The following is a 20,366-nucleotide window of genomic DNA, read 5'->3' on the forward strand; positions in this document are numbered from 1 at the left end:
ACACTCGAGCCATTCCATGAGCATTCAGAAGCGAACGTGGCAATTCATCCTGGCGCATGCGGCGATGCAGTTTTCCGCTGCACTTGTATTCGCGCTTGTCAGCATCCTGTCCGTTCACGCCGCTGAGCCGCTCACGTCCCTCGATTACCGCATCGTTGGCAATTACCTCCGGGTGTCGCCCGCTGCGGTGGCGGTCCCGAAGGGCGTCGCGGGTTCAGTGATGGTTGAACTCGTCAATGCCGATGGCTCGGCCAAAACTCCTGACAACAGCATCACGCAGGGCGCCTATGTCGAAGCGACGCTGCGAGGGCCGTCCTTCCCTGCGCGCCGTCTTGTCGGCCAGTTGAATCAGGCGTTGCAACTGCCCGTGCTGAATCTCGTCGGCGAGTATCAGTTGGACAACATCCGGCTCGTCGACGCCACCACGGGCGCGGTTCGCATGGAAGGCATTCCTTCCAGCGTTCCTGTAAACGTCTTCGCGGAGCTGCTCGTGTCCACAGTGACATCGCGTCCGCTGACGCTGCAGGAAATCCAGGACAAGGGAATTGCAATTGACGAAGCAAACTTCCGCGCCGTCGAATTTGAAGTCGGGTTTGTCCTCGACGGCCAGACGTATCCGATCAAGTTCCCGGTCGTGACGCCTGACTTCAAGGGCAGCACCGAAGTGATTCCTGCCGCGGAATTGGAGCGCCGCCTCGTTGAGGCTCAGCGCATCAACGATCAACTCACGAGCCGCGAGAACGTCGCGCTGCCGCCCGAACTGGAGACCGCCGGTTTGAACCTGGTCGTGAAGGGTTGCAACTTCGAACTCGCGGAGCCCAGCTCGCCGCGGCTGCGACTCGACATTCCACCCATTCCGGCATTGATGGTGATTCCGGGCAACATTGGTTATCTCAACCAGTTTTTCAGCGTCCAGATTTTCACGGAGAACGCCGCGCCGCAGAACTCCGGCCTGAGCGTGCTCAACCTCCAGGCCAAGCTCGTGCTGCCGCCGGGCGCGGATCAGATTCCGGCTGAAGATTACGCAACGCCAGGCGACGATCCTTTGCGTTTCGCGCGAGTCGGCCCGAACAAGATCATTCAACCTGCGCAGGCAATCGTGCGCCCTGGCGCCGATGGCGTTGTGGGAACGGCCGACGACATCCTGCGCCTTTATCCGAAACAATCGGGACAGGCGGAGTTTCTTGTTGAAGGTTTGCGCGAAGGCTTGCACGTGATGAATCTGGAACTCACGGGCGAACTCGACGGCCTCGCGTCGGGCCTCGTTAAGATCAAGGGCGCGGCCGCAGGCTCAGTTCTCGTGCGGAATCCCAAATTCTCGCTGACGTTCACGCATCCGCGCACCGTGCGGACGGGCGAACCTTACGAAGCATTCGTGACCGTGCTGAACACGTCACAGGTCGAAGCCAACCTTGTCAGCGTTGCGCTGCCCAAGGGAAGTGTCAGTGGCGCCACGTTGCTGTCACCTGAACGCGTGGAACTCGGCAACATCAAGCCGGGTGAATCTGTCACGGCCCGCTACCAGCTCCGCGCCGAGCGCACGGGACAGATCCGTTTTTCGAATCTCACGACGGGCGATGACAGTGTCACGGGACGTTTTCGCCTGACGATGGGCGTGGACGAACGCGGTGTGGAGCTTTCACCCGACAGCATCGGCTATCCCGATTATGTGGACCAGCTTCCCGGCGAAGTCTTCTACGCCGCCAATCGGGTTCTTGGCCAGGCGCTCAGTGTTTACACGGCGCCGCTGTTGCCGCCGGGCGTGAAGCGCATTTCGTGGTCCACGATTCAGACGCGCGTGCTGGAACTGGCTGAAGCCGGTCAACGCGTCGCTTACGGCGAATCGCTCACCCGCGTGCTGCCGGATGTCGCATTGGATTGGCAGGGCGGACGCGTGTTCAACGAGGGCTTTGACCAAATCATCACAGGCACCGAAGCCGGCCAGCAATGGCGCGATGCCGTGTTCCATGCAATTCAAACCAACAACCCGATGAACGCCACCGCGTTGCTCGTGGAACGCGCCCGCGATTTCGCGGGGCGTGGTGAAGCATGGTTTTTTGCATCGGCGAATACTGATTCCGCAGCGCCGCGTTTTCGCAGGGACGATGACGTGGTGAATCTCGGCCGCCCGGGTCTTCCGCAATCCGGCGGTTATTCAGGGACGAACGGAAGCTGGCTTGTTCTCAAGCCGACCAATGGTGTCGTGCGTTGGGAAATCAATCGAACAACGCCGCAGGCTGATCTGGCCGTGGTGCGGCTGCGGGCTGATGGCACGGGCGAGCAGATTCGGTGGACGGTTGACAACCCGCCCGTCGGCAGTTGTCTGCGCTACAACGTTGGAGACACGTCACACGAGCTGAAGCTCGATCCAGAGTGCAATGGCTCGGTGAACCAGGTGATCGCAGGAACAGTCACTCCGATCAGCGAGTTGCCGCCCCAGCTGCTCATGGTTCGGCAGTTGCCGGAGATTGAATCGGTTCGCCCGAAGCCGAGCTGTCATGGCGCGGCTGCATGGAATTACGGGACTGTGCTGGGTGTGTTGTTCTCCAAGCCGATGACGCAGACCAACGTCAACATGCCGTCCGCCTACACGCTCGATAACGGCAACGCCGCGCAGGCCGTGCGCATTCAGCCGGGCGGCCGCGTCGCGCTGTTGAATCTGAAACAGGGAACAGGCGGAGTGCGTCCGCGCATCATGACCGTGAATGGCGTCGCAGATCCGCGCGGCAATTTGATGGTCAGCAATTCCCTGCCCATCAGCAATCTCATCACAGAGGGCGTGGCGGTGAACGGCATCGTCCTGCGCGCGGACGGCAGCCCTGCGGCCAATGTGCCCGTGACGTTGACGATGAACGATCTCTACAAGGATCCGTTCGATCGTTGTGATCAGGACGTGTCGAGCATCTCGCAGGTGTTCACGGATGAGACGGGGCGATTCACTTTCGACTTCATCCTCGCAGGCGTTCCTTACACGATTTCCGCGACTGACATGGGCGGGCTGAGCCAGGAAGCCATTGAACTCATCCTGCAGTCGTATCGCGGAAATTACTTCGATCGCGACCGCCTGCTGCTCCAGGCCGCGCACGCGCATATCGTCGCGACGCTGGGCGCCACAAATATCACGCAGGCTGTCGCACTGGCAGAGAGCCTTGATCGCGCCATCTGGAGCGATCGCATTGAATATCGCGAAGGCATGCAGGGACAGGAGATTGCGGTGGCCCTCAGATTCCGCGGACGCGGAACGGTCTCCGGCCGCGTCATTGCGGCAGACGGTGCAACCCCGGCGGCGCAGGCGGCGGTCAACCTGTTCCCCGACGGAAACTCGCGGGAATTGGGACGCGGCATTTTTGCCGACAGCAACGGGCGCTTCCAATTCAACGGCGTGCCTCTCGGACCGTTCACGGTTCAAGTCAAGACGGGCCTCGGACAGTTTCGCACGGTGGCCGGAATCCTGACGCAGGTTGGCGAAACAGCGGACCTCGTGATTCAATTGACGGCGCCCACGGTTGAACAAGTGGTTCGCACGACGGTTCGCGGCGTTGTGAACGAAGCCGACAACGTGACGCCGCATCAGAACGCGCAGGTGTTCATCCGGGGCGCTGACGGCGTGGTGGGCATCACCACGAGCGACGCCGAAGGCTTTTGGCAGCTGAGCGACATCCCGCTGGGCCGCTATCAGGTGTTCGCGATTTCCGAGGATGGCCGCCGGAAGGGAGAACGCGCGGGGGTGGACCTCGTCGCGGGTGGAGCGAACTACGTCAGTGTTGCGCTGCAGGGCACGGCGGTCGTCATGGGCCGTGTGGAGAACAGTTCAGGCCAGCCCGTCGCGCAGGCGCTGGTTGCGGGCGGCACTACATTGGTGCGAACCGATGCCAATGGTTTATTTACGCTCACAGGTGTTCCCATCGGCATCCGAAAAATCAGCGCCGGTCTCGAGGGCCATCTCGCGCCACAGAATTTCCCGCGTCTCGGCAGCTCCACACTGGAGGTGCTGCCTGGTGTGACGAACTTCGTTCTCGTCCGGCTTCGGCCAGCGGGCGTCATTGCGGGGCAGGTTCGCGATGCCCAGGGCACTCCGATCAGCGGCATCAACGTCGCCATTCCACAGGAGAAGGGATTCCTTTGGACGAAGGTCAACGACAACGGCTTTTTCAAGTTCATCAACATCCCGCCCGGCACCTACACGGTCAGCGCCCCCGCGCCGCCAGTGAAGAAGCCGATCGACGAGCTGCTTGAAAATCTGGATACAGCTTCTGAAGACGAAATCATGGCTGCGGTTGGCGAGGCGTTCGCGTTGTATGCGGGTGTCACTCCCGCCACCACGAACGTGAATCCTGGATCGTGGGGCTACACGAAAACAACCGTGCTGGCAGATGGCGACACGGCGGCGGCTGATGTGCGCTACTTTCCGGTCGGTTCAGTTGGCGGGATTGTGTTGAACGACCAGTCCGTTCCGATTGGCGCGCGCGTGCGATTGACTGGCATTGGACGGCTTGAGAACGGCGCACCGGGGATGACGATTGTTGGGGATCGGGACAGCGACGCTGCAACCGGCGAGTTTCTTTTCCAGAATCGTCTGATGGTGGGCGACTGGGGAATTCAAGTGGCATCGCCCTTCTACACCGTTGTGCTGTCAACGAGCGGCCGCACGACCGACCAGGACCTGAGCGTGACGAACCTCGTGATGAAGTTTCCGCCGCGTGGTGAAACACACGGGCGGCTTACAGGGCGCGTGATTTATCCCGATGGCACCGTTGCGGGCGCCGGCGTTGAAGTGACGACGTCCTTCGGTCCCGGCATCGTGAACACGACCGATACGAACGGTTTCTTCGACAACCAGATGCAGATTCCTGCGGGCGGCTACACGGTGACAGCTGTCGATCCACTTACGGGCTATCAGGGCCGTGTTTCAGCGCAGGTCGCGCCAGGCCGTACGAATTTCGTGGAAGTTCCCTTGCTCGGATTGGGCGACCTCAAGTTGACAGTGGTCCAGGCAAACGGGCAGCCCGCATCAGGCGCTTTTGTGAGCCTCTCCGGCGGAATCTTCCGCGAGAACCGCGACGGCCAGACCGGGACTAACGGCACATACGAAACGGGAAGCCTCATTCCGGGCTGGTACTCGTTGCTCGTGCGTTACACGACGGGCAGCACGACCCTGGAAAAACGGATTGGCATGTCGGTGACCAACGGGCAATTGACGAGCGCGACCCTGACGCTCGGCGGCACCGCAACCGTTCGTGGAACGTTCCGCCACCTGGCGGATGGATCGCCGATTGTGAGCGCGCGCATTGCGATTGGCAATGTCGCCAACGTGCCCACCGACGCAACGGGCGCTTTCGCCGCCACGGGTGTTCCACTCGGCACGTATCGCGTTGTGGCAACGGATCCAGTCACGGGCCGCTCGGCGGCAAGTTCGGTCACGCTGAGCTTCGTGGATCAGCTCGCGGTGGTGAACCTCACGGAACAACCGCTGGGCGAGATCCGCGGCCAGATTTTCGAAGCCGGTACGGCGCAGCCCGTTGTTGGAACCGAAGTCCGTTTGCAGCCGCGCGATGGCCTTTCGCTTCAACGCAGCGTCACCACCGGTCAGGACGGCGGCTTCTCCTTCCCCGGCCTCACGCCCGGAAGTTACAGCTTGTCCGCCCAGGTGCAGAATCCAAGCCGCGGCGTTCACCAGGTCGTCACATTGCCGGACTCGGCGCCGACGCTGACCGTGAATCTCACCCTCCCGGCGAAGGAGCCGACGGGCCAGTTGCTCGTGCGGGTCGTCCGCCCCGACGGCGTGACGCCAGCTTCAAATGTCCAGGTCATCGCCTCGGCTTTCGGCGGAGGCGTGAAGGACGTCGATCCCAATGGCGAAGCATTCTTTGACAATTTGAAAATCGGCGGAGTGACCGTGCGGGCTTCCGCATTGAACCCGGCGGAGACGTTCAACGCCGGCATCTCAAACATCACGCTGACTGCCTCGGTCCCAAGCAACTCAATCACGGTTCGCCTGAACGGCGTTGGCACTGCAACAGGCCAGGTGTTTAACAGCAGCGGTCTGGTGCCCGTGCCGTTCGCGCTCTTGCGTGTAGAGTTCTTAAGCGCGCCGTTTCAAAACCAGAAGCGCGGCAATCTTGTCGCCGACGCAGAAGGCAAATTTGTCATTCCAAACATTCCCGTCGGCCAGTTTCGAATCGTGGCCGAAAGCCAGTCTCTTTCGGCCAGCACCAACGGCATCATCACAGCCCACAACACCACAAACGACAGCCGTCTGACGCTCGCGCCGAGCGGCATCGTGATTGGCAGAATTGTGCGCGCCGATGGAGCCACAGCCGTTCCCACCAACCTGGTCGTACTGAAGTTCAATACGTTGAGCAGCGCGGCGGGTGTGTCCGTCGTCGCGACGGATTTCGACGGAAGGTTTGGGTTCACCAACGTTCCGATGGGCAGCTTCACCATCGATGCGAGCTCGCTTCGCTTCAACGGTTTGATTCATGAAGGCGGGCTGCTCGCCACCAACGGCCAGATCGCCGACATGGGCACCCTGTGGCTGGATGAGGATTATCCGATCGTGACGAACCTCAACCCTGTGGCCACGGCGGCCGGTGTCCCCATCAACACTGCAGTGGACATCACCTTCAACGAAGCCCTCCTTGCGGAGAGCGTGAATGGCAACACGAACGGCATTTACCTCCGCGGCCCCACCAACATTGTCCGCGCGACCGTGACACTCGTTGCGCATTCTCAAGATGGCGAGCCTCGCGTGATCCGGCTGATGCCAAACCAGCCGCTTCGCAGCATGACCACGTATGAACTGGCAATCATCAGCGGGGAACGCCGCGATGCGCTCGGCATGTTGATAGCCACGGGGCCGACCGACCTCGTGGGCCGTTACACGCCGTCGCTTTTTGTGAGTTCGTTCACCACGCGGGACGACGATCCGCCGTTGCTGGTTTCCATGTTCCCGACAAACGGAATGGTTCAGGTTGAACCGCTCGCTGCGTTGCGGGTGACGTTCAACGAACCGCTGCGGAGTTCGGACATCCATTTCTCGTTGAGCGACGTGAACGGTAATATTCCGGGCACCGCCAATCTCAGCGCTGACGGCAAGATCCTTGCGTTTGCGCCCGCGGCGCCGCTGTTGCCAAACCGCACCTACAGCCTGGTGATCAGCAATCTCATTGACCTTGCCGGCAACCGCTTTGCCGCCGAGCCACTCACCGCCACGTTCGCAACGCTCGACACTCATGGGCCGGCGATTGCGACGTTGAAGTTGAACGGCTCGCCAGTTGCAGGCGCCACGGTTCCAATCGAAGCCGTGCTGGCCGAGCCAGAATCGGGAGTCACCGTTCGTTTCTTCAAGGAACTCGAACCCATTTCGTTCGCGGCGACCGCCCCCTACATCGGCAGTGTCGAGCTGCCAACCAATGGCCTCATCCGTCTTCAAGCGATTGCAACGGACGCCTTCGGAAATGACGGAGAAATCCGCCAGCTCGAAGTGGAAGTCGTTCCGAACCTTGCACCCACGGTCACCCTTGTGCGCATCGATCCGACGAACGGTCTTGTCGGAACGAGCAAGGAATTCAAATTTGCGCTGAGCGCGAGCGACGACAACGCTGTGACGAATGTGACGCTGGTTGGTGTGGGTGCGATTCAGACCGTTCGCCAGTTCGGCAGCGGCGCGCTGACAAATTTGACCTTCACCGTGCCCGCAACCAATCTCGCGGGCGCACCGCTTCAGTTCCATGCGCAGGCGACCGATTCATCGGGCGCCAAGTCGGAGGAGGTCATGCTGGATTACACACTGCATGACGCGACGACGCCGGCATTCAGCATCTTAAGCCCGATTTCCGGGCAAGTCGTGGATCCCACGCAGCCGCTCAGTTTTGTGCTGGGTCTTCGAGACAACAGCAGCAACCTGCGAATCAAGGTTCAACTCAGCAGTCTTGTCAGCATGGCGTTCGAGACGAACATCGCAATTGTGGCGAACGCGCTGCAGACGAACACGCTGCAGCTCGGGCTGACAAACGTTCTGCAGAACGGCGGCTCGATTCAGGCGCAGTTCTGGGCAACGGACGACTCGAGCAACGTTGTGTCGCACGTCGTTATCTTCAAGGTGCCTGACGTCACTGCGCCGCGTTTGACGAGCATTGACCCAACCAACGGCGCCCCTGCGGTATCGCTCTGGGTGCAGCCCGAATGGAATTTCAGCGAAACCGTTCGCCTCCAGGTTCCCGGCACGAATGTGCTGACAATCACCAATAACTTTGGGGACGCCATTCCGTACGTCGTCGACGTGAACTCATCACAGCTGCAGATCGAACCTGCGGCGGCGTTGCGACCGGGGGCGTACTTTACGAACGTGCTGTTTGCAGGCGTGACGGACACTACGACCAATGCGCTCCGGGATGCCAATGGCCTGCCTGTCCCAGCAGAAGGCTGGCGCTCTGTATTCCGAACCGCGGGGATTCTTGAACAATGGCCCACGAACGGCACGAAGCTGGTGGCCGGCCAGCGCGCCGTGGCTCATGTCCGATATGAACGTGGCATGGCTGCGACGTACTGGGGTTTCCGCTTTGGCACGAACGCCCAGGCGGCAGTCAATGTGAACCAGAACGCAACCAATGTGGCTGTTCAGCTGACCGTTCCAACCCATCACGGTCCCATGGAATTCAGCGTGCGAATAGCGAACGTGGCATCCTTCGCGCGCAGTTGGAACCAGGAGCCCGTCGCACTGGAGATTCGACCGCGTGAGGCCGATGACGATGGCGACGGCTGGCTGAATGGGTTCGAGTCCGATCGCGGCATGAACGCGTTCATTGCGGACGCGGATGCAAATGACTTCGACAGTGACGGGCTGACAAACGGGCAGGAACGCGGGTTGGGCACCGATCCCGCGCGGCCTGACAGCGACAATGACGGACTGACGGATGGCGCGGAAATCGTTGGCGGAACCAATCCGTTGAATCCTGACTCGGACGAGGATGGATTGTGGGACGGTGTCGACCCGCTGCCATTGTTTGCGACGACGGGGATCGTTTTCAACATCGAGCCGAACATCACGCTCACTGAGGGTGAATTCACGAACGTGTTGTTCACGGTCAGTTCGTCCAACGCGCCGCTCGTGTCGGTAAGCTTCGGCGGCTCGAATAGCGCGCCAATCTTCGCGTCGATCAACGGCGTGACATTCACAAACAGCGCGACGAACGGATTTGCCGCCGGGACGGTCGCGTTGAAGCCGCTGCTTGCGGACGCGGGGACATACCAGTTGACGCTCAAGGCGACGGGCCTGGGGGGAACGAACGCGGAGTCGGGCTTCACGAACATCACAGTGACGGTCCTCGACAATCCGTCGTTCCCTGTAACGCGCTGGAAAGCTCCTGTGAATGGCCTCTTCTCAGACACGAACCGCTGGACCGATGGCCTGCCGTCCGTGTCAAAGCCGGGAATCATCGACGTCGATGGCGATTACACGGTCACGTTGAATAATGACAGCACGGTGGGCGAACTGGTGTTCGGCGCGCAGAGCGGAACGCAAACGTTCCGCATCAGTGGACGAACCTTGACGGTGAATGGGTCGCTTCAAGTGCGGGGCAGCGGCGTGGTTTCGCTTGAGAGCGGCGGCGGCCTCGGCGGACCCGGTGTGATCGCGATTGCCAGCCGGTTCAACTGGCTGGGCGGCTCGATGCATAACAACGGCATCACAACGATTGCGGCGGGCGGCCAGATGATGATCACAACGTCTGACTGGAAGCAGTTGGTGGCGCGAACCGTTCAAAACGCGGGAACGATTATCTTTGCGGCAGCTGCCGGAATCACAATCGGGGGTGAAGCCACGATCAACAACTCAGGAACCATTGAGATCCTGACAGACACCGAGATTGGAAACGCGGTGGGCGGCTGGGCGACGAGTTCGTACGTCAACAACACGGGCACAATCCGCAAGAGCGCGGGCATCGGAACGTTCCATCTTGGCACCACGTTCAACAACCATGGCGCCCTCGTGATTCAGAGCGGGGCGTTCCAGGCAGGGATTGCGGGCACGAGCGGCGGCACATTCAATATTTCGCCGGGCACGCAAATGCGCTGGTCAGGCGGCAACCATGTGCTGGGATCGACCGCGCGCGTGCAGGGCAACGGCTCGGCTGTGTTTGCCGGCGGAACGGTGACCATTCACGGCACGTTTGACATCGCGGGCAGTCTCGATGCGAATGGCGGCACAGCCTCATTTGCCGCGGGTGCGAATGTCTCACCGTTGCAGGCCGTGGCGATCACCTCGGCCAACAACTCCGGCCTGGCCTTCAACACGGGCGCGGAGATTCAAATCGGCAGCCTGACCGTGGGAAATTCGCTCAGCGGTTCGGACACCATTGTGGTGTCGCAGGCAATGACATGGACCCAGGGCTCGATCTCCGGAACCGGCGTTATGCGTGTGTTAACGAATGCCACGCTCACAGTCTCGGGCAGCTCGCCGAAGGGCATTTATCAATCCACCTTCCGAAACGAAGGTGAAGCGGACTGGTTTGCGACCTCAGGCTTGAACGTTGGAAACAATGGTGTGTTCGAGAATTCCGGGTACCTGGAATTCCACACCAATGCGACGTTCTTCAACACGGTCGGCGGATGGGCAACCGCCGCCACAGTCAAGAACAGTGGAACCATTCGCAAGACGGGCGGCAGCGGCTCCGTTCTCCTCGACGCCACATTCTTCAATGACGGCGTTGTCTCAGTCGAAGCGGGCACATTCGACACGCAGCTTGGTGGCATCAGCACCGGCGCATTCTATCTAACGAACGGCGCCACTCTGCGCTGGTCGGGAGGCGCGCACGCACTGACACCCTCGGCCATTGTCTCGGGCGAAGGTTCAGTGGTGTTCGCAAACGGCAGTGTGACGAACCTTGGCGTCTTTAATGTCACGGGTTCCGTCACCGCGAGTTCCGGCATCGGCGTGTTCGGCCCGGGCGCCGTCGTTGCTCCGATCAGCCACGCGATGGTTAGCTCCACGTCGGGCCGGCTCGAGTTCAGTTCAGGAAACGACATCATCATCACGAACCTGGCTTTGTCGGGGAACCTGCGCGGCTCTGACAACGTTACCATTGCCAGCCACTTGCAGTGGAGCACGGGCACAATGGACGGGACAGGCACGACGCTGGTTCCTGCCAGCGCCTTCCTCACGATCAGTGGCAACAGCTCGAAGTCCTTGATCCAGCGCAAGCTGATCAATGTAGGAGAAGGCGTGTGGTCAGGCACAGGAAACTGGACCATTGGCGGCGCGGCCGAATTCAGGAACGTGGGGGTATTTGAAGTCGAGAACGATGACACTACATCGACAGCGATCGGGGGATGGGCGACTGAGGGTTACATTGTGAACCTTGGACGATTCGTCAAGACGGCGGGCACAGGAACATCCGAGTTCAACCAGACGTTCCGCAATGATGGCATCGTTGAAGTTCTGACGGGTACGCTGCGCTTGGACTCGGGCGCAACGAATTCGGGCGCTTTCCTGGTGGCGAGCAACTCGACCCTGCAATTCGCAAGCGGCGTGCACGTGCTGAACAGTCTCGCATCGGTGACCGGCGATGGCCGCCTGTTGCTGAACGGTAATCACACACTGCACGTCGACGGCGCCTTTGATATCGCAACTGAACTGAACGCGGGCTCGCTGGTCTTCAACAATCCGCGTCCGCCGCTTGCACGGTATTTTCGATTCAACGGCGGCGAGATCATCGGCAACGGCGACGTGACGTTCACGGGTGAATTTCTTTGGCAATCGGGAACGATGCGCGGGACCGGCAAGACGATCATGGCCCCGAACAGCCGGCTGCGCCTCGCTGCAGGCTCCAATCGATTCCTCAATCGAACCCTCATCAATCGGGGTGAGATGACGCTCACGAACGGCGTGAACCTGCTGTTCGGAAACGGCACGCTTAGGAATGATTTCGACGGGGTCATCAACATCCCGGAGAGCGGCAGCTTCACTTGGAATTCCGGCGTCAACCTGGTTGAGAATTTTGGCACGATCAACAAGGGCGGCTCGGGAGCGCTTTCGTTTGGCAGCCTGCCTGTAAACAACAGCGGCGCGATCCATGTGAACGGCGGTACTGCGACGTTCGGCGGCAATGGCATTAACAGCGGCACGATCGATGTCGCTGAAGGCGCCAGCGTCACGTTTAGTTCGAACCATGGCCACGCGGCGGGTTCCCTCCTTGGCGGCGCCGGCAACTTCATATTCTCGAGCGGAACGCATGATATCCTCGGGACGTTCCTGCCGCAGAACACGGCCGCGTTCAACGGCGGAACGGTGACGATCCGCAATACGATGCCGGGTTCAATGTCACTCAACATCGGTGGCGGCACCGTGCGAATCAACGCGAACCAAGTGATCCGCAACATGATCCTGGCCAGCTCCGGATCGCTGGAAGGCAGTGGCGACGTGACGCTGACGAACAGCCTCGTATGGGCGGGAGGCTTCATGTCGGGCACTGGCCGCACGATCGTGCCGGCGGGCGTGACGCTGATGGTGACAGCCGCGAACGCGAAATACCTGCAGCGGCGCCTCGACAATTCGGGAACCATCTTGGTGCCGGAAAACACAACCTTGTATTGCAGTGCAGGGACATTGAACAACCTGCCAGGTGCGGCAATGCAGGTGCAGAACGGATTGACCTTTACCCTGAACAATGCCGCCAGCGCGCTGCACAATCATGGCGTGATCACGAAGACGGGCACTAACACGCTGGCGTTTGGGCTGACACTGAACAACCTTGGAATTGTCGATGTCCAGTCGGGCAGCGTGAACATCAGCAGCACGGGCACGAACTCGGGTTCAATCCTGGTCCGTTCAAATGTCCTTGCGACCCTGAGCGCGAGCGTGACCCACAACGCAGGCTCATATCTCGGTGGCGATGGAGAAATCCGGTTCACTGGCGGCACGCACAACCTGCTTGGCGCTTTCGAGCCGCTGGGTCCTCTCAGCTTCCGCGGCGGCACTGTGACTGTTCATGAACCCATCCAACCGCAGGGCGTGCTGTTGATCACGAATTCCGCATCCGTGTTCTTCAATGCGCCGCAGACGTTCGGTGCCGCGTGGGTTTACGCGAGCGAGTTCGGCGGGTCGGGCGTGGTGACCTTCACAAACGAACTCGTGTGGGATGCCGGGAACATGAGCGGCTCGGGCCGCACTGTCGTTGCCTCCAATGCGGTTCTTAACGTCCGCGCTGGAAGCACGAAATACATCAGCCGCGTTCTGGAAAACAGCGGAACGTTCAATCTTGGGAGTGAACGGATCTGGTTCCAGAACGGGGTCCTGAACAATCGGGGCGTGGTGAACGCAGAGGGTGGCGACCTGCGTCAGAACACGGGATCCACCAACGCCATCAACAATGTTGGCACATGGAAGAAAACCGGCACGAACGTTTTCGAAGTGCGCACGGTGTTCTTTAATAATACGGGCACGGTGAATATCGAAAGCGGGTCATTCAACATGGATCACGGCGGCACGAACTCCGGTTCCTGGAATGTCACGACAAACGCGATGCTTACGATGACTGGAAACAGCAACGTCCGTTACGCGATGGTTCCAGGCACCGCCTTCAGTGGACGGGGCAGCGTCGTGTTCTCTGGTTCGGGAGTGTTCCAGTGGCTGGCCGGCGTCAACTTCGGGACGCTGCAGGTTACGTTCAGCAATTCAGGTGCGATGCAGGGTGCGGTTGAATTGTCGAACGAACCGGGCGGCTCCATCACGTTCACACGGACAACCACATTCCCGGGTTCACTCCGGATTGGAGGGACCCTGACGATCGCGGCGCCGGATGTGACGCTGACCATCAACGGCAACCTGACCCTGGAGCCCGGCAGCTTCCTCAACAACCCGGGCCAGGTGCGTGTGCTGGGGAACTATTTTGGCGACGGCTCGAACATCGCGGGCAACGCACCCGTGAAGATCGGCGCGATGCTGCCTTCGATCCTGACCCTGACCGCGGTGAAGCCGGGCGCGCCTGCGGTGGTGCCGAACGGCTTTGGAATTGTGACTGCGCCTCAAGTCGAAGTTCGTTTGCGATGGACGGGTCCGGCGGGCATGCAGTTCGCAGTCGAAGCCAGCACGGATTTCACACAGTGGAATACCGCGAACGCGGAGATCGTTGAACTGGCGCCGGGCCAATTCGAGGCACGTGTGCAGGTTCCAGCAGGTTCCCGCGCGTTCTTCCGGACCCGGCTGCAGTGACAGTTCGCGAGTTGCCTGTTGTGATCGCGTTTTCTCGAGTGAGGTGCGCCTCTTACAAGGCCGTTATCCTTGAACCGTTAAAGATTAACCGCGCTGCCGGGTTTGCCGGACAGCGCGGTTGATGTGAAAACCGAAGCCGCGATTAGCGGACGTTCTTGCGGCGGAAAGCCAGTGCCAACGCACCGAGTCCGAGCAGTGTTCCAGTGGCGGGTTCCGGAACAACGGCTGCCCAGGTTGTTCCGAGCCGGATTTCGTCGAAGTCAGCGGATACAGCCGGGAAGCCGCCGCCAAGATTGCCAACGAAGGGGCGAATGCCGGTCAATGCCGTGAGTTCAAACCCGCTGGTTGACAGGTAAGCGGCTCCCGCCGCGCCTTCGCTGGTGACGTTCGCCGGATCGACCCAGAGGGAAACGGTTTCGAATCCGTCCGGATTCCAGTCAATACGCCCGATCAGCAAGTGGGTCACGTCCACTCCCATTGCAACCGGACTGGTTGCGTTTTGGATCAGGCCCGCGGGATTCTGATTGTTCATCAGCAGCGCGATATTGCCGCCGCTATTGCCGGCGGCCGCGCCGATCTGCCCGACGGCGAACCTCTCGGTGGTGCCGTTGAAAAATGCGAAGTTAATTGTTCGCAAGCTGTCGATGTTCTTCGCCATCAACAGGCTGAAGTATGTGGTGCCGGAATCGATCGTCTGGCCGCCAAAATTGCGGCCGACGTTTTGATTCACGTTGTTCCCGCTGGCGTCCAGGGTCAGCTTGTTGCCGCCGCCGTTCACGTAACCAATGGTGTTGTAGGTCAGGCCCGGGGAAGTCACGGTCCTCCATTCGGGTGCGCCACCGTTGTTGGCCGCGCCCCAATTGGCTCCGGCAGCATTCGCGCCGCCATCGCCGTTCAGGTTCCACCCAGTGCCACCGTTCAGCGTCGAGGCGTTGGGGACCTGAGTTCCGGCACCGTAATCAAACGATTCAGACATTGAGCCTGAAAGGGCTGCTCCACTGACGGAGTGGCCCGCTGCGATGAGCGCCAAGGCGCTCGTGATCAAGCACGCGCTTGAACGACGTGAGACCGACGTTTTGGTTTGGATTGGGTTCTGATTCATGAATTCCTTCCTAAAAAATAGGTTGGGTTTGTGGGCACGAACAACGGACATTCCATTGTTTCGGGGGGTCATCGGCGTGCTTTGTACCCCTTGTTGCCTATGAGTGTCAATTCGGTACCATTGCGGACACGCCGTTCGGCGACGGGGGGGAAATCATTGCGGAGCCCCGACGTGCAGTCGGTTTAGGCCTAATAGATCGCCTGCTGCGTTCGGATCCGTGCAGCGGGTCCTCTCATGCAGAATCACACCCCTGGCAGTTCGTTGTGAAGCCGATTCGTCTTGATCGGCTTTGATGCAACCCTGATCCTTCTATGCCGTTCGAAGACCACTCTTCTTCATGCATAACTGTCGCATCAGGGCGGTCGCGTTTCTGTTCACCGCGCTCCTTGCTCTATCTTTTCGCCACAGCGCCTGCGGACAAGCGTTGGATGTCCTTTCAATCACGCCAGTTCCCCTCAGTATCCTGAGCGTCGGCATTCACCCGGATCGCAGCCTGATCGTTGCCGGGCCTTTCACGGCAGTGAATGGAAACCCGCGGCGCGGACTGGCACGAATCAGTTTTTCGCCTCCGTTTTATTCTCTCGATTACCAATTCAATGCGAGTTCAGCTTACAGTGGGTTGACTCACCCTCAATGCATTGCCTTCCAGCACGATGGGAGATTTCTTGTGGGTGGGACGTTTACCAATCTCACAGGACATTATTTCCGGCATCACATCGCACGGTTCCATGTTGACGGTTCGATCGATGTCTCGTTTTCCGCACAAACTGATACCAACGTGGGTGCCATTGTGGTTCAACCTGATGGGGACATTCTTATTGGTGGCGGCTTCACCAACGTGTCAGGCGCCTCGCGACTTCACATTGCCCGGCTGAAACCTGACGGAAGTGTGGATGAATTCTTTAATGCCAGCCCGAATGGCGCCGTCCACACTATCGTCCTGGAAGAAGGCGGAACGATTCTCATTGGCGGTGAGTTCACCATGATCGGCGAAGTGTCCCGGCAGAAAATCGCCCGGATCAATTCCGATGGCAGTCTTAACTTGGACTTCAATCCTAATGCAGCTGGAGCCGTCACGTGCATCGCTGTTCAGGCTGACGGAAAACTGCTGGTCGGCGGGGAATTCAGTGGAATCGCGGGAGCGCTGCGGCAAGGAATCGCCCGACTGAACCCCGATGGTTCCCTCGATGAAACGTTCGATCCCGCAGCCAACGGCAACGTGTATTCAATCGCAGTTCAGGCAGACGGCGCGATCCTGCTGGGTGGAAGCTTCAGTGAAATCGGATCGCAAGTCAGGTCGAACATGGCGCGTCTGCGCATGTCTGGTGAAGTGGACGAATTCAATGCCAGTGCGATCAGTGTCGTTCATTCGGTGCAGTTGCTCGGAGACGGAAAGGTGCTGGCCGGTGGCAAATTCACACAGATCAATGGTCTCCCACGGCTGGCGCTTGCACTATTCATCAACACGTCGGGCGCAACGCAGAATCTGAGCAGGACCGGCACGACGGTGACGTGGATGCGGGGCGGTACGGCGCCAGAATTATCCCAGTGCCGCTTTGATTACTCCCTGAACGGTCTGGATTGGACGGAACTGCCGACACCTGGGCGCATAGAAGGCGGGTGGCAGTTGGAGGAAGTAACCGTTCCGACCAATGCGACGATCCGGGCTCGGGGGACCGTGACAGGGGCGTTCCGAAACGGTTCCGGCTGGTTTGTGGAGCAAGCCCTTGGACCGCCGGCTTTTTCATTTGAGCCCAGCGATGTGGTCGTGGCGGGATTCAATGAGGGATTCAATATGTCCGCAGTTGCCGCAACGCAGGAGCCGGTATCGTATTCATGGTTGCGAGACGGAGTCGTCATCGCGGGAGCTACGCAGGCTTTGTACGGCACGGTCATTACGAACAGCACCCGTTATCAGGTGGTTATCAGCAATGCACTTGGAGTCGTGACCAGCCGCGTTGCCCGGGCCTGGTTCCTGGGACCGGATTCGTTCGTCAGTCATCCCACTGCCAATGGTTATGTTGCGGGTCAACTTCCAGATGCCAGCGTGATCACTGTGGGAAAGCCTCTTCTCGCGCGGCACCTCACAAACGGAGGCTTTCGCGCCGCGGCCGGAAGCATGGGGCGGGCGGTCGTGGTCCTGCCTGACAGGAGCGTGATTGTTGGCGGGAGCTTCACCAACACGGCCGGGAAACCGGCCACAAATCTGGAGAGGATTAGAAGTGACGGAACTCCGGATCCCTCATTCAAGGGGTTCGCCAACAAAGAGGTTCATGCGCTTGCGGTTCAATCCGACGGAAAAATCATTGTTGGTGGAACGTTCACCAATCTTTCCGAAGCGCCGCGGTTGCGCCTCGGCCGGATTCATCCGGACGGCACGATCGACCTGTCGTTCCTGGGGCAGGTGAACGGTCCTGTCGATGCCGTAGCGATCCAGCCCGACGGCAAGGTGCTCATTGGGGGCGCCTTCGATTCCGTGAACAACACGCCGCGATCCCGCCTGGCGCGATTGAGTTCGAACGGAGACATCGATCCCAGCTTCGCGGTCTCGGTGGTGGTCGGATCCTCGGTTCTCTGTCTTGCCGTCCAGCCGGATGGAAAAATTGTGCTTGGCGGAGACTTCCTGCTGGTTGGCGGGTTTTCGCGGCGAAACATGGCGAGGCTGAATTCGGACGGGTCACTGGACCGCAGCTTCAATCTTCATGCGAACGCTCCGGTACAAACGCTGGCGCTTCAAACCGACGGCGGCATTCTGCTGGGCGGGTTTTTTGATTCCATCAGCGGCGCTGCCCGCGCGGGCATTGCCCGGGCGACTGCGGATGGCAGCTTGGACCCTGATTTTCGCCCGGTGATTTCGGGATCCTTGAGCAGCGTGTATTCGGTTGTTTTACAGGATGACGGACGGGTGCTCCTGGCAGGCACGTTTTCCAAGCTTCGCGAGGCAACGCGTTCCGGGATCGGCCGGCTTTATAACACGGCGGAAGCGGTTCAGCATTTGGTTTACACGAACTCGACCATCACATGGAACCGTTCCGGCGCCGCTCCAGAGATCATGTCAGCCCGTTTTGAATACTCGTTCAACGGTGTCGATTGGAATGAACTTCCCGTTCCGGCGCGGTTTGAAGGGGGATGGCAACTGGCGGAAGCCGAAGTTCCTGCTGGTGCCACCTTGCGCGCAACGGGCCACTCGAGCGGCGGATACTTTAGCGGCTCGCAATTCCTGATGGAATCCAGCCTGGGGCCGCCGGTGATGCTTCCGCAGGATTCCATCCAGGCTCTTGATTTTGGCCAGACAAAGGTGCTCACGGCTGAAGTCATCGGAACGGGTCCTTTCACGTACCGATGGTTTCAGGACGGTGTGCTCCTGGATGGAAAAACCAATTCGTGGATCTCGATTTTCGTCCCGGGCACCTACGAGGTGGAGGTGACCAGCCTCGTTGGCGGCATTCGCAAACCCTTCGTGGTCGCGCGGTACGGAGCGGATTCAGCATTCAACGCCACTGCGGACGGCATTGTTTCCACGATCGTTCTCCAGCCGGATGGCAAAGTTTTGGTGGCGGGGGGATTCACCAATTCGCCTGGGCGAGGCATCGCTCGATTGAATCGCGATGGTTCTGTTGATCCGACGTTCTCTTCAAGCGTCAGCAACGGAGTGATCGGGGCGATGGCCTTGCAGGCGGATGGAAAGATCGTGGTGGGAGGAACCTTCAGCCGGCTCGGAGGTGAACCACGTTACCTTCTCGGAAGGCTTCATCCCGACGGCAGCCTTGATACAGCGTTCCATCCCAATCTCCTTTTCCAAACGCCTGACGAAGTGGTGCGATGTCTCGCCATCCAGCCCGATGGAAAGATACTGGTCGGAGGAAGGTTTGATCGGGTGGATAACCTGCCGCGCGCGGGCATTGCGGGGTTGAATGCCGACGGCATCGTGGACCAGGACTTCGTTCCGCCCAATCACCCGTGGCAATATCCTCAATGGGGCTTCATGGCTATTCTCATTGAGCCTTGGGCAGCGTGATCGCCGTCGGGGATTTGCCGCAATGGGAAGGCGCGAATCTTCTCCAGCGTCGTTTGGCTATGCGATTGAATTCCAACGGTTCATTCAACCAGGAATTACTCGTGATCCCATCATTCGTGCCCGGGTTTGTTCCGGAATGTGGCGCCTTGCTGCCTGACAGAAAATATTTGCTGGGCTCGGTGCCGGGTGTTGGTTATGGGCTTTCGCGATGGCACGCGGATGGCAATCGGGACACCAACTTTAACGTCTCTGCCGATTCGGTGATCCTCTGCTCAGCCGTGCAGGCAGATGGAAAAATCATCGTTGGCGGATATTTCAAAACGATCAATGGAGTCGCCCGCGACTCGCTGGCACGGTTGCACCCGGATGGAACTGTGGATTGGACGTTCACTCTCAGCCCGACAAATTCAGGCGCCGTTCACGCCCTGGCAATCGAACCGGACGGAAGATTGATGGCGGGCGGCAGCTTCAGCCGAATCGCCGGAGTCAATCGCCCTCGCCTTGCACGGCTGAATCATATCCAACCGGGATCGCAGACGCTTTCGTGGGATGGATCTGATGTTTGGTGGAATCGTTCCGGATCCGTCCAGGAACTGAACGCGGCGGGGCTCGAAGGCTCTGTCGACGGCGTCACGTGGGTCCAGTTGGGCGACGCGGAGCGAACCGAAACCGATTGGCGTTGGGATGGAACCACCACGGCCCCGAATGCGTTGCTTCGTGCGCGGGGCAGGATTGGAAACGGAAAATCCTCGTGGCTGTTGGAAAGCGTGGTGCCGACAGGTCCGGTTTCGGAAATCTCGCTCTCAGCCATTGCGGGCGCGCCTGAATCCAGCGGTGACTTTGCCTTCGGCGTGCACGGCAGCTTCGGCCACGTCGCCGTCATCGAAGTGTCCACGAACTTGCTTCATTGGGCGCCCCTCGGGACGAACCGAATTTCCACGCAGCCGTTTATCTTCAAAGACCCGTTCGCGACCCAGGCGATTCGATACTACCGTGCGCGGGTGTGGGCCAATTGATGTGGCGCGCGGGCGTTGTCT

At 59.9% G+C, this 20,366-nt stretch carries 4 protein-coding genes; 3 read left to right on the forward strand and 1 reads right to left on the reverse strand.

The genetic code is table 11. The features are described from left to right. Positions 1–16 precede the first annotated feature (16 nt). Positions 17–14,209, forward strand: a complete 14,193-nt coding sequence (locus tag VEH04_13010; protein HYG23696.1) for a carboxypeptidase regulatory-like domain-containing protein — start codon at positions 17–19, stop codon at positions 14,207–14,209. Between the two features lie 142 nt (positions 14,210–14,351). Here VEH04_13010 and VEH04_13015 read toward each other — a convergent pair whose 3' ends face one another. Further along, a complete protein-coding gene (locus VEH04_13015) occupies positions 14,352–15,311 on the reverse strand; it encodes a PEP-CTERM sorting domain-containing protein (GenBank protein ID HYG23697.1) in 960 nt (319 codons plus the stop codon). Between the two features lie 337 nt (positions 15,312–15,648). On the opposite strand from VEH04_13015, the gene VEH04_13020 reads away from it, so the two are divergent. Then, positions 15,649–19,329 (forward strand): hypothetical protein, encoded by a 3,681-nt coding sequence (locus tag VEH04_13020; protein HYG23698.1) that lies wholly within the window; start codon positions 15,649–15,651, stop codon positions 19,327–19,329. A 59-nt stretch (positions 19,330–19,388) separates the two neighbouring features. Continuing rightward, entirely contained in the window at positions 19,389–20,345 is a 957-nt protein-coding gene (locus tag VEH04_13025) for a delta-60 repeat domain-containing protein (protein HYG23699.1), read from the forward strand. Positions 20,346–20,366: the final 21 nt, after the last annotated feature.

Source organism: Verrucomicrobiia bacterium, from assembly GCA_035629175.1.
Taxonomy (GTDB): Bacteria; Verrucomicrobiota; Verrucomicrobiia; order Limisphaerales; family DASXHY01; genus DASXHY01.